This window comes from Micromonospora sp. D93 (assembly GCF_018070365.1).
Classification (GTDB): Bacteria; Actinomycetota; Actinomycetes; order Mycobacteriales; family Micromonosporaceae; genus Micromonospora; species Micromonospora ureilytica.
Genome location: NZ_JAGPXW010000001.1, coordinates 466,059 through 485,027 on the forward strand (window position 1 = coordinate 466,059; position 18,969 = coordinate 485,027).

The 18,969-nt window shown below is 68.6% G+C and carries 13 protein-coding genes; 10 read left to right on the forward strand and 3 right to left on the reverse strand.

The genetic code is table 11. From position 1 onward, the window contains the following. Positions 1–35: 35 nt before the first annotated feature. Positions 36–3,584 carry a ThuA domain-containing protein gene (locus KBX71_RS02130; RefSeq protein WP_210816226.1) on the reverse strand — a complete coding sequence of 1,183 codons (3,549 nt, stop codon included), beginning with the start codon at positions 3,582–3,584 and terminating at the stop codon, positions 36–38. A gap of 526 nt (positions 3,585–4,110) precedes the next feature. On the opposite strand from KBX71_RS02130, the gene KBX71_RS02135 reads away from it, so the two are divergent. From KBX71_RS02135 to KBX71_RS02160, 6 genes are all read left to right on the forward strand, one after another. Then, positions 4,111–5,622: a sugar ABC transporter ATP-binding protein gene (locus tag KBX71_RS02135; protein WP_210816227.1), complete on the forward strand. Its 1,512-nt coding sequence runs from the start codon at positions 4,111–4,113 to the stop codon at positions 5,620–5,622. Then, positions 5,619–6,590, forward strand: coding sequence for an ABC transporter permease (locus KBX71_RS02140; RefSeq protein WP_124820217.1), 972 nt, complete (start codon positions 5,619–5,621; stop codon positions 6,588–6,590). Before KBX71_RS02135 ends, KBX71_RS02140 begins: the two co-directional genes overlap by 4 nt. Positions 6,591–6,592: 2 nt before the next feature. Beyond that, positions 6,593–7,576 (forward strand): ABC transporter permease, encoded by a 984-nt coding sequence (locus tag KBX71_RS02145; RefSeq protein WP_124820218.1) that lies wholly within the window; start codon positions 6,593–6,595, stop codon positions 7,574–7,576. A gap of 12 nt (positions 7,577–7,588) precedes the next feature. Further along, positions 7,589–8,773, forward strand: a complete 1,185-nt coding sequence (locus KBX71_RS02150) for a substrate-binding domain-containing protein (protein ID WP_307846920.1) — start codon at positions 7,589–7,591, stop codon at positions 8,771–8,773. Between the two features lie 6 nt (positions 8,774–8,779). Further along, on the forward strand, positions 8,780–9,631 hold the full coding sequence (locus KBX71_RS02155) for a sugar phosphate isomerase/epimerase (protein WP_210816228.1): 852 nt from the start codon (positions 8,780–8,782) through the stop codon (positions 9,629–9,631). An 80-nt stretch (positions 9,632–9,711) separates the two neighbouring features. Continuing rightward, positions 9,712–12,105, forward strand: a complete 2,394-nt coding sequence (locus KBX71_RS02160; protein ID WP_210816229.1) for an RICIN domain-containing protein — start codon at positions 9,712–9,714, stop codon at positions 12,103–12,105. Positions 12,106–12,167: 62 nt separating this feature from the next. Here the strand turns inward: KBX71_RS02160 and KBX71_RS02165 are convergent, their stop codons facing one another. Then, on the reverse strand, positions 12,168–13,184 hold the full coding sequence (locus KBX71_RS02165) for a family 43 glycosylhydrolase (RefSeq protein ID WP_256441940.1): 1,017 nt from the start codon (positions 13,182–13,184) through the stop codon (positions 12,168–12,170). Continuing rightward, positions 13,181–14,206 (reverse strand): LacI family DNA-binding transcriptional regulator, encoded by a 1,026-nt coding sequence (locus tag KBX71_RS02170; RefSeq protein WP_210816231.1) that lies wholly within the window; start codon positions 14,204–14,206, stop codon positions 13,181–13,183. Before KBX71_RS02170 ends, KBX71_RS02165 begins: the two co-directional genes overlap by 4 nt. A 334-nt stretch (positions 14,207–14,540) precedes the next feature. Here KBX71_RS02170 and KBX71_RS02175 point away from each other — a divergent pair, with 334 nt between their 5' ends. Genes KBX71_RS02175 through KBX71_RS02190 form a run of 4 tightly spaced genes read left to right on the forward strand, consistent with a single transcriptional unit; the run spans position 14,541 to position 18,786 of the window. Next, positions 14,541–15,857 (forward strand): extracellular solute-binding protein, encoded by a 1,317-nt coding sequence (locus KBX71_RS02175; protein WP_307846921.1) that lies wholly within the window; start codon positions 14,541–14,543, stop codon positions 15,855–15,857. Continuing rightward, positions 15,854–16,807: a carbohydrate ABC transporter permease gene (locus KBX71_RS02180; protein WP_210816233.1), complete on the forward strand. Its 954-nt coding sequence runs from the start codon at positions 15,854–15,856 to the stop codon at positions 16,805–16,807. Before KBX71_RS02175 ends, KBX71_RS02180 begins: the two co-directional genes overlap by 4 nt. Further along, positions 16,804–17,628 carry a carbohydrate ABC transporter permease gene (locus KBX71_RS02185; protein WP_210816234.1) on the forward strand — a complete coding sequence of 275 codons (825 nt, stop codon included), beginning with the start codon at positions 16,804–16,806 and terminating at the stop codon, positions 17,626–17,628. Before KBX71_RS02180 ends, KBX71_RS02185 begins: the two co-directional genes overlap by 4 nt. Positions 17,629–17,631: 3 nt before the next feature. After that, on the forward strand, positions 17,632–18,786 hold the full coding sequence (locus tag KBX71_RS02190) for a serine hydrolase domain-containing protein (RefSeq protein WP_210816235.1): 1,155 nt from the start codon (positions 17,632–17,634) through the stop codon (positions 18,784–18,786). The last annotated feature ends 183 nt before the right edge of the window (positions 18,787–18,969 follow it).

An 18,969-nucleotide genomic window follows, 5' to 3' on the forward strand; every position in this document is an offset into this window, starting at 1 on the left:
CCGGGACGTCAGTTGTTACCGCGACAGCCGCGGGGTCACACCGCGGTGAACCGCCACTGCTGGTTGGCAGCGCTGTGGCAGGTCCACTGCAACAGCCGGGCGCCGTCGGTGGTGGCAGCACCGTTGACGTCCACGCAGAGGCCGCTCAGCACACTCTTCACCGTGTACACGCCGGAGGTTCCCGTCGCGGTGGCGGTGAACTTCTGCTGGTTGCCGTTGTTGCAGGTGGCCTGCTGGAGGAAGGCACCCGCAGCGGTCGAACTGCCGACCACCTCGACGCACTTGCCGCTGTGCACCGCCTTGAGGTAGAGCGCGCCGTTACCGGCGTCGACGGCCTGCCACCTCTGGTTGTTGCCGCCGGTGTTCGCCCACTGGGTGATCTGGGCGCCGTCGGCGGTGGAGACACCGCTGACGTCCATCAGCTTGTTGCTGTGCTGCGCGGTGACCGTGTAGGTCTTGCCCGCCAGGCCACCGCCGTCACCACTGCCGGGTGTCCCGACGCCGTTGCCGCCAAAGGTGTGCGAGTCCAGATCGAACGAATTGTTGCTGTTCTTGAACACCATGTAGAGCGTCTGCGTCCCGCTGAGCGCGGCGACGCTCACCGGAGTCGTGGACTGGTAGTTGTCCCAGCCGCCGGTGTTGGGAACCGTGGTGGTGGCCAGCAGGGTGCCGGTCGGTGAGCCGGCGCGCAGCTCGATCGAACCGCCACCGGAGGGCGACGACACGCGGTAGCTGACCGTCGAGATGCCCGACAGGTTCATCGGGCTGAACGCGATCCAGTCGTTGGTGGAGATGTCACCGACGCGCTTGGTGCTCTCCGCCGCCGCCTGGTCGACGACCCGGATGCCGGACTGGCTGCTGAAGTACTCGGACTGCTTGTGCTTCGGCTGAAGAATCGCCTGCGCGGTGCCGGTGAGCGGGGACCCGCCCCCCGAGCCGCCGTTGTCGGTGTACCGCGCGTTCAGCACGTAGAACAGGTTGGCGCCATCCGGGTGCCCGCCGAGCAGGTCGGTGGAGATGGTGCCCGAGCAGCCCGGGTATTCAGTGGTCTCGTGCGCGTGGTCGTCGTGACCCAGTGCCGGGTTGAGGATGACCTTCGAGCAGTCGACGGTGCCGCCGTCCGGATCGGTCACGGTGATCTGGTACGACACCTTGTCACCGAAGGTCAGCATGCCTCCGTTGCCCGGTGTGGTGATGGTGACCACCGGCGCGCTGTTGCCGACGGTGATCGGGACGTTGGCGAAGCCCGTCTTGCCGGTGCTGTCGGTGACCTTCAACTGGGCCGTGTAGTTGCCGTTGGAGGTGTACGTCTTCGACGGGTTGGCCGCCGTGGAGGTGGTGCCGTCGCCGAACGTCCACAGGTAGCTCAGCGTGTTGCCGTCCGGGTCGGACGTGCCCGCGCTGCTGAACTGGACGGTCAGCGGTGAGGAGCCGCTGGTGGGTGTGCCGGTGGCCTTGACGATCGGTGACCGGCCGCCCTGGATGTAGTCGATCCGGTAGAGCCCGGAGTCGCTGTTGCCGCCACCGAAGTTGGTGCCCCACTCCAGCAGGTAGAGCGAGCCGTCCTTGCCGAACTCCATGTCCATCGGCTTGTTGAACCCACCGCTGGGCATGAACGGGTTGGTGCGGGTCACCGCCGTGGAGGAGTCGAAGTGCACCTCCTTGATGTAGTTGCGCGACCACTCGTAGAAGAAGTGCACCCCGTCGTAGTAGGGCGGGAACTTCGTCGCGGAGGGGTTCGACGCGTCGTACCGGTAGACCGGGCCGCCCATCGGCGCGGAACCGCCGGAGCCCAGCTCCGGGAAGGTCGTCGAGGTGGGGTAGCCATACCAGATGTTCGGCATGACGACCGGCTTCAGGCTGGTCAGGCCGGTGTTGTTCGGCGAGTTGTTGACCGGCGCGGAGCAGTTGAACTTCGAGCCGACGACGCCGGTGTCCGGGTTGAACGGCGCGTAGGGCTGGTTGTTGCCGTGGCAGAACGGCCAGCCGTAGTTGCCGGGCGTCTTGATCACATTGAGCTCGACCAGGCCCTCGGGGCCGCGGTTGGTGGTGGGCGGGTTGCGGTCCGGTCCGTAGTCGGCCAGGTAGACCCAGCCGGTGGCCGCGTCGATCGAGAACCGGAACGGGTTGCGGAAGCCCATCGCGTAGATTTCCGGCTTGGTCTGGGCCGTGCCCTGGGGGTAGAGGTTGCCGCTCGGGATGGTGTAGCTGCCGCTGGCTCCGGGGCGGATGCGCAGCAGCTTGCCGCGCAGGTCGTTGGTGTTGCCCGCGCTGCGCGCGGCGTCCAGGTTGGACTTGCCCGAACGCCAGTCCAGCGGGGCGTAGCCCTGCCAGTTGGGGTCCAGGTTCGGGGGCGTGTCGTCACCGGTGCCGATGAAGAGGTTGCCGTCCGGACCGAACTCGATGTAACCGCCGGTGTGGCCGGGCTCGGGGAACGTCCGGTCGCGGTACGCCGGGATGTCGATGATCGTCACGCCGCTGGACGTGTTCAGCGTGTCGCCGCTCATCGTGAAGCGGGAGACCCGGTTGACGTCGGTCGAGCTGCTCGCCGGCGAGTGGTACAGGTACACGTACCCGTTGGTGGCGAAGTTGGGGTCCAGCGCCATGCCGGTGAGGCCGTCCTCACCGCCGGTGTAGACGCTCAGCGTGCCGGCGGTGACAGTGCTGTTGGTGGAGGGCTTGAAGATCTTCAGCTGCCCGCCGCGCTGGGCGTAGAACACGCGCCCGTCCGGGGCCACGGCCATCGCCATCGGGTCGACGGTGTTGTCGTCCAGGGTGCGCTTCTCGAAGTTGCCCCAGACGGTGCCGCCACAGTCGCCGGCGGCGTTACCGGCGGCCCACTTGATGCCACCGAGGACGTGGTTCTGGAAGTTCGTCTCACTGTAGGAGGCGATCGCGTGGCCCATCGCGGTGGCCCACACCCGCCCGCCGCCGGTGTCCCGACACCAGGAGATCGGGTGGTCCGGGCCCATCGCCCGGGATCCCGGGTTGTAGGTGCGCTCGTCGGCGGTCACCAGGACGTGCACCTTGCCGCGCGGGTTGGAGTCGAAGTTGTACCACTCCTCGCTGCGGGTCCACCGATCCGGCAGGCTGGCCGTCGACGGGTGCTTCTTGTCGGCGACGATGGCGGTGCCCTGCAGCACGCCGGGCGAGTGCTCGGGCATGTGGGCGCCGGCGTTGATGGTGTTGTCCCACCACGGGTACTCGGACTCGATGCCCATGTCGGTGGCGTTGTGGATGGCCACGATGCCCTTGCCGCTGGCGAGGTAACCCTCCACCGCCTGGCGTTGGGCGGCCGAGGTCCAGACCATGCCGGAGGTCTGGAGCATGACGATCACGTCGAAGGTCGCCAGGTTGCTGGCGGTGAAGACGCTCGAGTCCTCGGTCGCCACCACCTCGAAGTTGTTCGCCGCGGCCTGCTGCTGGAGCATGCTGATCCCGGCCGGGATCGAGTCGTGCCGGTAACCGGTGGTCTTGCTGAACACGAGGGCCCGGAAGGCCGGAGCCGCCGAAGCGGGTGGGGCGAGTCCGAGCGCCAGCAACAGGCCGGCGATCACTGAGATGAGCAATGTGTTGCGACGCATGCCTTCTCCTAGGTTGGGCGGGCAACTCCGATTGCCACCACGGGCCCCACGGCGCGCCAGGTTGTGCCTGGACGCGCAAGGGGTGCACGGGGTGCGGTGGTCGGTCCTCGTGCCGTTCGCCGAAACGGCAGTCAGACCCGCAGGACGTCACACAGCGTGATGATCGCTGTAGGTCTCGTCCGGTGATCCACGAGGTCAGGATGAGCTAGGGATAGAACAGTGTCAATTAATGGAGTAACGTCCGACGTCCTGCCCAGGTGACGACGGTCGTGCGCGGCTCCCTCGCTGCGGCGCCGCTGCCGATCGGGTGACGGCCCTGGCAATCAGCCCCGGTCGAGGATTGCGGACCCGCATCCAAACATCTATCTTCATACGTGTGATGTTTCGTTGATGTCAAGGGAATGTTCGCAACACGCGAACATAAGTCTCCATCGATAGCTGCGAAAGTTCGCCGTGCGGTCCCTCGGAGCCGCCGGAGCGCGGTGCTGGATCCAGTCGACAACTACTATCTGTGAGGGCTTTCGGGATGTCAGATCCACCGCCGACGCCGCTTCTCAGCCTTCGGGGCATCGGCAAGTCCTTCCTCGGCGTCCGCGTTCTCGACGGTGTCGACCTCGATGTCGCGCCCGGCGAGGTGCACGCCGTGGTCGGTGAGAACGGTGCCGGGAAGTCGACCCTCATGAAGATCGTCTCGGGCGGGTACGCCCCGGACGGCGGCACTGTCGAGTTCGCCGGTGCGTCGCGTACGTTCCGTGGCCCACGGGACGCGCAGCGGGCCGGCATCGGCATCATCCACCAGGAGTTCAACCTGCTCCCGGAGCGCACCGTCGCGGAGAACGTCTTCCTGGGGCACGAGCCGGTCCGTCGCGGGCTCGTCGACCGTCGGGGAATGCTCGACCGGACCACGCGACTGCTCGTCTCGATCGGTGAGACCACGTTGCCGGCCGACGCCCGGGTGGGGCAGTTGGGCGTCGCGCAGCAGCAGGTCGTCGAGATCGCCAAGGCGCTGGCCCTGGACGCGCGGCTGCTCATCATGGACGAGCCGACCGCCGCGCTGGCCGACCACGAGGTCGAGTTGCTCTACGGGCTGGTGCGCCGCCTCCAGGAGCGGGGCATCGGGCTGCTGTACGTCTCGCACCGGCTCGCCGAGGTCTTCGACCTGTCCGGTCGGATCACAGTTCTCAAGGACGGTCGTCGGGTCACCACAGTGGACACAGCGGACACCACCGGAGACCAGTTGGTGCGGCACATGGTCGGCCGGGAACTGTCCAGCTACTACCCGGACCGGGCCGCCCCGGAGGACCGGGGTCCGGTACGGCTCAACCTTCGCGACGCGGGGAACCGGAAGCTGCGGGACGTCAACCTCCAGTTGCGCGCCGGCGAGGTGCTCGGCATCGGCGGCCTACAGGGCTCCGGACGGTCCGCTCTGGCCCGTGCGATCTTCGGGGTGTCGCCGTTCACGACCGGCGACGTCACGCTCGACGACCGGCCGGTCCGACTGCGCTCACCCCGCACCGCGATGCGGGCCGGCATCGCCTACGTCACCGAGGACCGCAAGGGCGAGGGGATCGTCCCCCGGCAGTCGGTGCTCGACAACGCGCTGCTCGCCAGCCGGGCCGTCTTCGCCGCTCGGTCCGGCCGGGCGGCAAGGACCGTCCGGGTACGCGAGTTGCTGGCCGCCGTGGAGATCCGCGGCGCCGGCGACGACCAGGAGATCCGCTTTCTGTCCGGGGGCAACCAGCAGAAGGTCGTGCTGGCCCGATGGCTCGCGCTCAACCCACGGATCCTGCTCTTCGACGAGCCGACCCGGGGCATCGACGTGGGCGCGAAGTCAGCCATTCACGACCTCGTCCGCCGCCTCGCCCGCGATGGCGCGGCCGTGCTGATGATCTCGTCCGACCTGCCGGAGCTGCTGGGGATGAGTGACCGGATCGTCGTCATGCGGGACGGCCACGTCGCGGGCGAACTGCCCGCCGGCGCGACCGAGGAACAGGTCGTCGCGTTGGCGGTCGGGACCGTGCGGGAGACCGCCGCATGAGCGCACTGTCGCTGCTGCCGGCCCGGCGTTCCGTACCGGGCGTGTTCGTGGCACTGACCCTCACCCTGACGATCGGCTGGCTGGTCGTCCTGCTCGACGGCGGTCAGCTCTTCAACCAGTCCACGACGGTGAGTCTGCTGCACGTCGCCGCCGGTCTCGGGTTGGTCGCGGTCGGCCAGACCCTGGTGATCCTGGGGGGCTCGCTCGACCTCTCGGTGGCGTACGTGATCAGCCTCAGCACTCTCGTCGCGGCCGAGACGATGAACGGCAGCGACGGTGCGGTGCTGCCGGCGATCGGTCTGGTGCTCGTCGTCAGCGCCGGCGTCGGGCTCCTCAACGGGCTCCTCGTCACCAGGTTCCGGGTCAACGCGTTCATCGCGACCCTCGGCGTCGGGCTGCTGCTCAAGGGTTACCTCGACAACGGCTACGACGGTCCGGCCGGCACCACCGCACCCTCGCTGGTGCAGGCGCTCGGCTACCAGCGCGTCGGGCCGGTGCCGGTGTCGTTCCTGCTGCTGATCGCCGTGACCGCGGCGGCCTGGTTCGCGCTCTCGCGGACCCGCTTCGGCCACCATCTGGTCGCCGTCGGCGGGGATCCGGAGGTGGCCCGGCTCTCCGGTGTCCGCAACGACCGGGTCCTCGTCACCGCCCACGTCCTGTGTTCGATGTGCGCGGGGCTCGCCGGCATCTATCTCGCCAGTCGGCTCGGCTCGGGCGCCCCGCGCGTCGGCACCGAGGGCCTCTACGACCTGGAGTCGATCGCCGCGGTGGTGATCGGCGGGACCGCCCTCGCCGGTGGGCGCGGCGGCGTCGTCGGCACGGTCGGCGGGGTGCTGCTGCTCGCCAGCATCGACGCCATCTTCAACCAGCTCGAGGTCGACGCCTTCTTCAAGCAGGTGATCCGGGGCGTCATCATCATCGCCGCGGTCGCCGTCTACGCCCGCCGGGCCATGCGAAAGGCGGCCTAGCCATGCAGACCGTCCAGCCCCGTTCCCTGTCGCTGCGTCTGCCGCGGGTGCGTCCCGGTGGTGTCCTGCCGATCCTCGCGATTCTCGCGGTGCTGTTGGTCCTCGTCGGCATTCGGCAGCCCGACTTCCTGGCCCCGCCCTCGCTGATGTCCTTCCTCGGTCGTTCGGCGCCGATCATCCTGCTCGCCGCCGGTCAGTACTTCGTGATCGTCTCCGGTGAGTTCGATCTCTCGGTCGGGTCGCTGGTCACCGCGCAGGTGGTGGTCGCCGCCCGGCTGATCGACAGCGACCCGGCGCGTACCTGGCCGGTGGTGCTGCTCCTGCTCGCCTTCGGAGCACTGGTCGGGCTGGTCAACGGCCTGATCACGACGCGGCTGCGGGTGCCGTCGTTCATCACCACCCTCGGCATGTTCCTGATCCTGGTGGGCGCGGTCTACCTGTGGTCCGACGGCGCCCCGAAGGGTGGGCTCTCCGAGGAGTTCCGGCGGTTCGGCCGCCGCGCCTTCGAGGATGTGCCGGTGCTGGGCCGCGTGCCGTTCGCGCTTGTGGTCCTGGTGGTCGTCGCGGTGGCGGCGGTGCTGCTGATGCGGTCCGACTTCGGTCGGACGCTCGTCGCCGTCGGCGACAACCCGCGCACCGCCGAGCTGAGTGGGGTACGCGTATGGCGTACCCGGACCTTCGCCTTCATCCTCAGCGGGCTCGCGGCGGCGGTGGCGGCGATCCTGTTGGGCGGCTACAGCGGCGTGTCGTTCCAGGCCGGAGCGGGCCTGGAGTTCGGTGCGATCACCGCTGTCGTCCTCGGTGGTGTGGCGCTCGGCGGGGGTCGCGGCGCGGTCGTCGGAGCGATGCTCGGCGCGCTGACCCTCGAACTGCTGTTCGCCCTCATGAATTTCTACGGCGTCTCCGGCGCCCTCAGGTCGACCGTCCAGGGCGCGATCATCCTGCTCGCCGTGGCGGTCTCGGCAACGCGTTCTTCGTCGAGATAAAGGGGAAACATAGTGCGACGTTCCATGGCGGCGCTTGCCGCTGTCACCCTGCTGTCCCTCGCGGCCTGTTCCACCGACGAACCGGGCGCAGGCCCGTCGGGGAGTGCATCCTCCGCCGCTGGGTCCGGCACCGGGGACCAGTCGAAGTTCTTCGTACAGGCCGACTACGACGCCGAGCTCGCGCTGCTCGACGCAGCGCCGACGGGCCCGGCCGACAAGCCGTGGGAGCAGGTGCTCAACCCGACGATGGTCGACACCGCCAAGTTCAAGAAGAGCGGCCCACACAAGATCTGCTTCTCGAACGCGGCCCTGAACAACCCGTGGCGTCAGGTCGGGTTCAAGACCATGCAGGCCGAGGTCGAGGCGCAGAAGAGCCGCATCAAGGAGTTCGTGCACGTCGACGCCGAGGGCAAGGACCAGAAGCAGATCGCGGACATCAACGATCTGCTCGGCAAGGGCTGCGACGCCCTCATCGTCTCGCCGAACACCACCGCCACGCTCACCCCGGCCGTCGAGGCGGCCTGCAAGGCCGGGCTGCCGGTCGTCGTCTTCGACCGTGGTGTCAACACGAAGTGCCCGGTGACGTTCATCAACCCCATCGGCGGTTACGGGTTCGGCCACGTCGGGGCCGAGTTCGTCAGCCAGAAGATGAAGCCCGGCGGCAAGGTCCTCGCCCTGCGGATCCTGCCCGGCGTCGACGTCCTGGAGACCCGCTGGTCGGCGGCGAAGGTGGCGTTCGACAAGGCGAAGGTCGACGTCGTCGGTGTCGAGTTCACCGACGGTGATCCGGCCAAGACCAAGAAGATCGTCGACGACTACATCCAGCGGTACGGCACGATCGACGGAGTCTGGATGGACGCCGGTGCGGTGGCAGTCGCGGCGGTCGAGGCTTTCCAGGACGCGGGCAAGCCCGTTCCGCCGATGAACGGTGAGGACCAGCTCGACTTCCTGAAGATCTGGAAGGACAAGAAGCTCACCGCCATCGCGCCGACCTACCCGACCTACCAGTGGCGTACGCCGATCATCGCGGCGCTGCAGATCCTCGACGGCCAGCAGGTGTCCAGCCCGTGGAAGCTGCCGCAGCCGACCGTCACCCAGGACAACCTGGACCAGTACCTCGACGCGGGTATGCCGCCTCTGCACTACGCGATGTGCGGCTGCACCGACCTGCCCGGTTACCCGCAGCGCTGGAAGTAGGCCCTGATGTACGCCATCGGCGTCAACCCCTGGGTCTGGGCCTCGCCGGTCGACGACAAGGCCCTGGCCGAGCTGATCCCGCGGATCGCCGCGTTCGGCTTCGACGCTGTCGAGTTGCCGATCGAGCAGCCCGGCGACTGGGACCCGATCCGTACCCGGGACCTGTTGGCGGCGCACGGCCTCGTCGCCGCCGGTGTCTGCGCGGTCACCCCGCCGGGGCGGGAACTGGTCGACGCCGCGCCTGCGGTGGTCGAGTCGACGGTGGCGTACCTCAAGGGCTGCGTGGCGAGCGCGGCGGCCGTCGGCGCTCCGTGCGTCGGCGGTCCCGCGTACGCCTCGGTCGGCCGCACCTGGCGGATGTCACAGGCGGCTCGTGCGGCCTGCTATGCAGATTTCCGGCGGGCCCTGGCGCCTGTTGCCGAGGAAGCCGGCGAGCTGGGCGTGAGCATCGGTGTCGAGGCGCTGAACCGCTACGAGACGAGCGTCGTCAACACGATCGAGCAGACCGTCGAGTTGATCGACGGGCTACCTCCGAACGTCGGCATCATGATCGACACCTACCACATGAACATCGAGGAGGCCGACCCGTACGCGGCCCTCGCCGTCGCTGGCCCGCACATCAAGCACGTCCAGGTCAGCGGCACCAACCGGGGGGCTCCCGGCGCTGACCACTTCGACTGGCCCCGCTTCTTCACAGTCCTGCGGGGCACCGGCTACCAGGGCGCGATCTGCATCGAGTCGTTCACGGCGGAGAACGATGCCATCGCCACCGCCGCAGCGATCTGGCGTCCGTTGGCCCCCTCGCAGGACCGTCTCGCCACGGACGGCCTGCGCTACCTCCGGGACATCCTCGGATGACCGCCGCGACCCGCAACCCCCGTGCTGGTCAAGGCCGTTCCGCCACCCCCAACCCGAACTCACGTCAGGAGCACCGTCCCGTGTCCTCGTCCCTCTCGGCGCTGCGCCGACTGCTGGCCGGCGCCGCCGCGACAGCGGTGACCGCAATGGTCGCGGTAACCGCCTCGGCGTCTCCGGCCCTCGCGGCCACCACCACCCTCTACGCCTCCCCCTCCGGCACCGGCACGACGTGTTCCGCCAGCCAACCGTGTTCGCTGAGTGCCGCGCAGACCGCGGTGCGGGCGATCAACAGCTCGATGTCCGGTGACATCGTTGTGGAGTTGGCCAACGGGGCGTACCGGCTCTCGTCGCCGCTGCGGTTCACCGCTGCCGACTCGGGCAACAACGGCTATCAGGTGATCTGGCGGGCGGCCTCCGGCGCGCGTCCGTCCATCACCGGCGCCCGGGCGGTCACCGGCTGGTCTCTCGTCGACTCCGGCAAGAACATCTGGCGGGCCAACGTTCCGGCCGGGCTCGACTCCCGTCAGCTCTACGTCAACGGCGCCGTCGCCACGCGGGCGCGTACCGCTGTGAACCGCGGCGACTTCACCTTCACCACGTCCGGCATGCGGTTCACCAACGGCGCGCTCAACTACCTCAACAACCTCGGCAACCAGAACCGGGTCGAGGTGGAGAGCGTCGGCTCGTTCACCGACAGGTACTCGCCTGTGCAGAGCATCAGCGGCAACTTCCTGACGATGCAGCAGCCGGCGTGGAACAACAACACCTTCGGCTTCGACACGCTGTCCCGTCCGCACCGCGCGGGCCCGTTCTACCTGGCCAACGCGTACGAGTTCCTGGACTCGGCGGGGGAGTGGTACCTCAACCCCAGTAACGGCCAGCTCAACTACATCCCGCTCAGCGGACAAAACATGAGCTCGGTCAGCGTGGAGCTGCCGCAGTTGCAGTCCCTGGTGAACGTCGGCGGCACCTACGACGCGCCCGCGCACCACATCTCGTTCAGCGGGATCACCTTCACCGGCACCAGCTGGCTCGGCCCGAGCAGCAGCAACGGTTTCGCCGACCAGCAGACCGGCGCGCACATCGTCGGTTCCTGGGCCCGCCCGTCGGACGCGCTGACCTCCTGCCAGGAGGGCTGCCCGCTGTTCGAGGCCACCCGCCCGAGCTGGGCCCAGATGCCGGCCGCGGTGCAGGTCTCTGCGGCCAACACCATCAGCTTCAGCGACTCCCAGTTCGTCAACCTCGGGCAGACGGCCATCGGCATCGGCAACGACGCCAACGCCCACGCCAGCGGCGTCGGCCTGGGGGCCAGCAACATCACCGTCACCCGCTCCGAGATCGCCCGTAACTCCGCAGGTGGCGTCGTGGTCGGCGGCGTGCGCGCCGACGCCCACCACCCCAGCGACCAGCGAATGGTCAACCGCAACGTCACCATCAGCAACAACAAGGTGCATGATCTCGGCCTGGAGTACCGGGGCGTCGTCTCGATCCTGACGACCTACGTGAACACCTCGCTGGTCTCGCACAACGAGGTCTACAACATGCCGTACACCGGCATGTCGGTCGGCTACGGCTGGGGCGCCAACGACGCAGGCGGCAGCCAGCACTACGCCAACCGTGGCCTGTACAACTACCAGCCGCGGTACTCCACGGCGACCACCGCGGCCAACAACCAGGTCATCGGCAACTACGTGCACGACGTCATGCAGCAGATGACCGACGGTGGGTGCATCTACTCGCTGTCGGCGAACCCGGGCGGGTTGATCGCCGAGAACTACTGCCTGCGCACCAACGGCTGGTTCGGGCTCTACTTCGACGAGGGCTCGCGCTACTACACCGCCCGCAACAACGTGTTCTCCTCCACCGGCACCTGGGCCACCGCCAACTACTACTACGCCGAGAACATGGGCAACTTCACGGTCACCAACAACTGGTCGACCAGCAGCGGCACGAACGTGACGAACGGTGACCGCGGCAACGTGGTCAACAGCAACGTCACGGTCAGCAACGGCAACTGGCCGTCGGGCGCGCAAACGGTGATCAACACGGCCGGCGTGCAGAGCGGTGGCAGCACCAACCCGACGAACGTGCAGCTCGTGGGCGCCCAGTCGGGTCGTTGCGCCGAGATCGGCAACTCCAGCACGACCAACGGCACGCAGGCCCAGATCTGGGACTGCATCAGTAACGTCGCCAACCAGCGGTGGACCCACACCGCGAGCCGGCAGCTCATGGTCTACGGCACCAAGTGCCTGGACGCCTCCGGCCAGGGCACCGTCAACGGCACGAAGGTGGTGATCTGGGACTGCAACGGTGGTGCCAACCAGCAGTGGAACATCAACTCCAACGGCACGATCACGGGCGTGCAGTCGGGTCTCTGCCTGGACGCGAACGGTGCCGCGACGGCGAACGGCACGAAGTTGATCCTCTGGGCCTGCAGCGGCGGCACCAACCAGCAGTGGCAGGTGCGCAACTGATCCGGTAGCTGGACACCGACAGGTCCGGGTCGGGGCGACAGGCCCCGGCCCGGACCTGTGCTTTACTGCCCTTCGACCACTGTCAGCCCGGTCGAGGGGCCGTAGCGGACGGGGATGGGGTCGGTGAGTTCCCCGACGAATGTTCCGTCGACGTGGTCGAGGAAACCGATGAGGGACCAGTCGTCGGCGGGGCCGGGTACCAGCCGGGGCGCGTACAGGTGCGGGTGCGCGAAGGGCTGGGCGGACGCGATGTCCCACGGTCCGAGGGTGGTCTCGCCGGTCGCCACCCAGATCCGGTGGTCGTCGCGCCGAGCGCTGCCGGTGGCGTCGGTGGAGAACAGCAGCAGCGGCTGCCCGTCGAGGACCGCGACCTGGGGCACCTCCAGGTGACCGAAGCCGGCCGGGGTCGACAGCGGCGGTGCGACGGTCCAGGTGACGAGGTCGGTGGAGGTGGCGTGGCCGACGACGCCTCGGGTGTTCGCCGGCCCGGTGTTGGCGCGGGCGGTGATGAGCATGTGCCAACCCTCGCCGTCGGGGTCGGGGAACACCCACGGGTCACGCCACGCCTGCTCGTACCACAGGTCCTTGTCCAGCAGTTCGTACCAGGTGGGGTCGGCCTGGACGATCGGTTCGGTGCCGTGCCGGTGCCACGTCATGAGGTCGTCGGAGACGGCCAGTCCGATGCGTTGGACGAGCCCCTCCTCGGCGTGACCGACCCCGGTGTAGAACAGGTACCACCGTCCGTCCGGCCCGCGGACCGTGCAGCCGGTCCAGGTCGCCAGGTCGTCCCAGCTGGGCGCGTCGGCGGGGACCACGGCGTCGGCGACCAGGCGCCACGAGCGCAGGTCCGCCGAGACGGCGTGGCCGATGGTGGCGCGGCGGTGACGGCGGTGCGGGTCGTGCAGGGCGCGGGACGCGCGCAGGAAGAACACGTGCCAGAGGCCGTTGTCGTCGCGCGCGTACCAGCTGTCCCACACCCAGTGGTCGGGTAGACGAAGCATGGTCGGAAACCTAGCACTAAACCGTTTTAGCGGCGGCGAAGGCCAATCCGACGGTACGGGCCGGAGGGCGGCGGTCAGTCGGCCGGGGGCGCGAGGGACCGGCGTCGGCGCAGGGGCATCGGAACCAGCGTGGGCTCGTCGGCTCCCCCGTCCAGGAGCAGTTCGACAGCGCGCCGCCCCATCTGCTCGTGCGGCAGCGCCGTGGTGGCCAGGCTGGGCCGCAACCAGGCGGCGATCGGGTCGTCGTCGAACGAGATGACCGAGATGTCCTCCGGGACGGTCAGCCCCGCCTCGCCGAGCGCCTGGTAGGCACCGAAGGCCAGTCGGTCGTTCATGCAGATGATCGCGCTGGGTCGCTTCGGCTTGCTCAGCAGGCCGCGCATGGCGGCGTACCCGTGCTCGGGCAACCACTCCGTGCAGAAACACTCGGCCAGGAGGCTGACGTCCGCCTCGTCCAGCGTCTGCCGGATGCCGTGCAGGCGGGCGCGGGCGGCGAGCGAGACCTCCGGGTCGTCCTCCTTGAGTCGGTTGCGGCCGATGAGCGCGATCGCGTCGCGGTGGCCAAGCTCCAGCAGGGCGGTGGCGACGGCGCGGCCGGCCCCCTCGTCGTCGGGGACCACGCTGGGCAGGCCGTCGGGGCTCGTGGCGTTGAGCAGCACCACCGGGCCGCCGAGGATGGCCGCCGGCACCGTCAGCCGTCGGGTCGCCATCGCCGCGTAGATCACCCCGTCGACCTGCCGGTCCAGGACGGCCTCGATCGCGTACTGCTCGAAGGTGGCATCGCCCTGCGTCTCGGTGATGAGCAGGACGTGGTCCCGTTCGCGGGCCGCGTCGAGGGCGCCGCGGATGAGGTCACCGGCGAACCGGGTGGTGGCCACGATGTCGGAGACGAACGCGATGGTGGCCGTCTTGCGGGTGCGGAGGCTGCGCGCGGCGAGGTTGGGCCGGTAGCCGAGTTCCTCGGCGGCGGCGAACACCCGCTGGTGCGCCTCGGCCGAGAGTCGGGTGCCCTCTCTGCCGTTGAGCACCATCGACGCGGCGGTCTTGGACAGCCCGGCCTTCCGCGCGACGTCGGCGAGTGTTGCTCTGTTGCTGCCCATCAGTCCTCCGAATCAGGCGCGGCGCCACAGGCGCCGCTCCCGCCCATCATGATGCGTCACCGTCCGGGATCCAGCGCCGGTCACGTCGGCGTGGTGTGAACCCGACGTTTCCGCACCGTTGCCAAGTTGTCCTTGACAGCTTCCCGTGCCACGCGCATGCTCTGCTAAATCAGTTTAGCGACCACTTCTGGTACATCCAGAGGTGCCTTCGATGGTTCTTTTCGCTGACCGTACGGGGTGCTGCGCTCGGGCGACTGGTCACGGCGTACGCGTGGAGATGTCAAGGAGTCATGAAATGGCAGAATTGCTGACAAAGTTTTCGCGACGGAGAACTGTGCTCCTCGCGTCGCTGCTGGCGGTCGGGATGACCGCGACGGCCTGCAGCGCCCCGGGGGAGGACCGGTCGTCGGCCCAGAAGCCCGATGCCGCCGTCAAGACGGAGCTGGGCACCGACCCGATCACCCTGGAGATGTACGCGGAGACCGGCTTCCCGCTGGCCAAGGCGCTGGCCGACGAGTTCTCCAAGCAGCACTCGAACGTCAAGTTCAACATCCGCGAGGACCAGTTCACGGTGATCGTGGAGAATGCGCCCCGGGTGATGGCCTCGGACAACTCTCCCGACATCATCCGGCTCCCCACCATGGTCGACCTGGTCAAGGACGACCTGCTCAAGAACCTCGACCCGTACTTCACCGCGTACGGGTGGGACAAGTTCCCCGCCTCGCAGCTCATGCAGTTGCGCGTCGGCGAGAACACCCGGGGCACCGGCTCGCTGTACGGGATGGGGCTCGGCTACAGCGTCACCGGCGTCTTCTACAACAAGAAGCTGGCCGGACAGATCGGCATGACTCAGCCGCCGGCCACCGTCGCCGAGTTCGAGGAGTTGCTGGCCAAGGCGAAGACCGGCGGGGTCCAGCCGATCATGCAGTTCAACAAGAACACCGCGGGCATCAACTTCCCCCACCAGGCGCTGCAGAACCAGTTCGGCGACCCGACCCAGGTCGCCGACTGGATCTTCCAGAAGCCGGGGGCCACGTTCGACACCCCGGCCGCTCTGAAGGCCACCCAGACCATCCAGAAGTGGGCGCAGGCCGGCTACTTCACGAAGGACGCCAACGCCCTGGACTACGCGGGCATGGTGGGGGAGTTCCAGAAGGGCAACGGCCTGTTCATGTTCAACGGTGACTGGGAGTCGGCCAACCTCGACAAGTCGATGCCCGGCAACGTGGGCTTCTTCCTCTTCCCCACCGAGTCTCCGGGTGGCAAGCACGTGGCGATGTCCGCCCCCAACACCTTCGGCGTCTCCGCCAAGGCCAAGAACCCGGACGCCGCCGCGTACTTCCTGAACTGGGTCCACACCAACGCCAAGGCCCGTGAGATCTCGGTGACGGTCGGCGGCTCCAGCCCCGGCGGCCCGAGTGACCTGCCGGTGCCGAGCGCCGCCCCGAACACCGTGCTGGCCGAGACCCTGAAGGCGTCGCAGCAGCTCGGTGTGGAGAACGGCGCGGTGGACTTCACCGCGAACGCGACCGGCGGCATCTTCGCCGCCGCGATCACGCCGGAGATGCAGAAGCTGATCGCCGGTCAGCAGACGCCCGAGGGGTACGTGAAGGCGGTCCAGGCCGAGTATCAGAAGGAACTGTCCCGATGACGTCTGCCCTCGGCAGCGCACCAACCGGGCGAGACGATCGTCGCGTCCGTCCCACCCCGACGCGGGCCCACCGGTTTCGGGGGGCCCGCGCGGCCGGGACCGGCTGGTTGTACGTCCTGCCCGCCCTGGTGATGTACGCGGTGTTCGTCCTGCGCCCGCTCGTCCTGACCCTCCAGTACTCCCTCTACGACTGGAACGGGATCGGGGTGGCCCGCTGGGTGGGTCTGGACAACTACCTCACCGTCTTCACCGACAGCGACCTGCTGAAGATCATCGGTAACGCGGTCGTCCTGATCGTCTTCTTCAGCTTCATCCCGGTCGCGCTCGGGCTGTTGGTGGCGAGCATGGTTCGCCGCATCACCACCGGCACGTTCGGCACCGTCGTCCGGACCATCCTGTTCCTGCCGCAGGTCATCCCCCTGGTGGCGGCGGGCATCGCGTGGAGCTGGCTGCTCTCGTCGAACGGTCTGGTCAACCAGGTGCTGCGCGCGGTCGGGCTGGGTGGCGTCGCCCGCGCCTGGCTCGGCGACTTCGACACGGCGCTGCCTGCCGTCGGCGTCATCGGGGCCTGGGTCCTGCTCGGCCTCTGCACGATTCTGCTGGTCACCGGCATGAGCAAGATCGATCCGGCGCTGTACGAGGCCGCCCGCCTGGACGGGGCCGGTCCGTTCCGCGAGTTCTTCGCCGTGACCCTGCCCAGCCTGCGCCAGGAGATCGGCGTCTGCCTCACCGTGACGATCATCGCGGCTCTGGCCAGCTTCGACATCGTCTACATCTCCACCAGCGGCGGCCCCGGCCTGCAGACCACGGTGCCGGGCCTGGAGATCTACCGGCTGGCCTTCTCGCAGCGGCAGGTCGGGCTCGCCTCGGCGCTCGCAGTCGTACTCATGCTGCTGGTGCTGGCGTGTGTGCTGCCGATCCAGCGCCTCAGCCGAGGGGAGAAGCCGTGAACCTGAGCCGCCGCGAACAGGTGATCGGGCGCGCCTTCCTGATCGCCCTGATCGTCGTCACGCTGCTGCCGTTCGTGAGCATGCTGTCGGCGGCGTTGCAGCCCCGTGGCACCGTGCCGAGCGGGCTGGAGTGGCCGTCCGACCCGCAGTGGGGGAACTTCGCGGACGCCTTCACCGCCGCGAACATGGGTGCCCTGCTCCGCTCCAGCCTGCTCATCGTGGCCGGTGTCGTACCGGTGTCGGTGCTCATCGCGACCATGGCCGGCTTCGGGCTCGGTCAGCTACGGGTGCCCGGCGCCCGACTCGTCTTCGGTCTCTTCCTGCTGGGTCTGACCCTGCCCTTCGAGGCCGTGGTCACGCCGCTCTACTACCAGATGCAGGACCTCGGTCTGCTCAACACGCGCTGGGCCATCATCCTGCCGCTGATCGGCCTGTACATGCCGTTCGCGGTGTTCTGGATGCGCGCGCACTTCACAAACGTGCCTGTCGAGTTGTCCGAGGCGGCCCGGGTGGACGGCAGCAGCACGTGGCAGTTGTTCTGGCGGGTCCAGGTGCCGCTCGCCCGCCCGGCGATCGCCTCGCTGACGATCCTGATGTTCCTCTGGACGTGGAACCAGTTCCTCCTCGCCATCGTCCTCGTCGACGACCCCACCAAACGCACGATGGCCGGGGCGCTCGGCGCGTTCCAGGGCCAGTGGGGCACCGACCTGGTGCTGCTGTGCGCCGGGTCGTTGCTGATCCTCACCCCGACCCTCATCGTGTTCCTGATCTTCCAGCGACAGTTCATCAAGGCCCTGATCCAGGGGTCAGTGAAGGGGTAGGCAGTGGTCACACAGCCGCAGATCCACGGCGACGTCGACGATCGCTACGGGCGCGTCGCCGACGTCTTCCGCGACAACTTCACCTCCCGGGGAGAGGTCGGCGCCGCGGTCACCGTCTACGTGCGGGGCCGCAGGGTCGTCGACCTGTACGGCGGGGTGGCCGACATCCGTACCGGGCGGCCCTGGGACGCGCACACGCCTGTCGTCGTCTTCTCCTGCACCAAGGGAATCCTGGCGATCTGCGCCTATCTGCTGGTCCAGCAGGGCCGGCTCGACCTCGATGCTCCGGTGACGCGCTACTGGCCGGAGTTCGGTCAGCACGGCAAGGCGGACATTCCCGTGCGCTGGCTGCTCACGCACCAGGCCGGTCTGCCCGCGGTGGACCGACCCCTGACCCTCGACGAGGTCCTGGCGTGGGATCCGGTCATCAAGGCGATCGAGGCGCAGGCCCCGCTGTGGGAGCCGGGCACCGCGCACGGCTACCACTCGATGACCTACGGCTGGCTGGTCGGAGAGGTGATCCACCGCGTCACCGGCCAGCTGCCCGGCGCGTTCTTCGCCGATACCGTCGCGGGCCCGCTCGACCTGCGCACCTGGCTGGGGCTTCCGGCCGCCGAGAGCGACACCGTCGCCTGGGGCCTGGCGCCGCCCCCGGATCCCGACCCGTTCGAGGACCCGGTCGCGGAACGGGGCATCACCATGGGGGGCGCCTTCGCCTTTCCCGCCGACGCCGACGGCCTGGTGAGCTTCAACGACGACGCCATCCGGGCCGCCGGTGTCCCCGGCGCGGGCGCGGTGAGCACCGCCGACGGCCTCGCGCGCCTCTACGCCGCCTGTGTGTCGGACCTCCAGGGTGGACCGCTGCTGACGGCCGCGTCGGTGGACGACGCGGTAGTCGTCCGCTCGCGTGGTCAGCAGCGGCACGGCCCGCCGGACACCGGGCAGCGCTGGGGTACCGGTTTCCTGCTGCACTCGCCACCGGCCCGGCCCCTGGTGGGCGAGCGCAGCTTCGGCCACGACGGCGCGGGCGGGAACCTGGCCTTCGCCGACGCCGAGCATCAGGTGGGATTCGGCTACGTGGTCAACCAGATGCGCGGGATGGGCGACGAGCGCGCCAACCAACTGACCGCCGCCCTCCGCGCCTGCCTGAACGCCTAAAGGCCCCGGGGCCCGGTGCGCTCTCGGTGATCATGAAGTTATTGCCGTCAATGACGGGGTGGTTTCTAGGCTTCAGTGCAACTGATCTTGGTTGTGGTGGAGGTGCTGGTGGCGAGACCAGGTGTGGTGACGTTCGGGCATCGGCAGGTGTTGGAGCACTTGTGGGGTTCGGGTCGGACGATT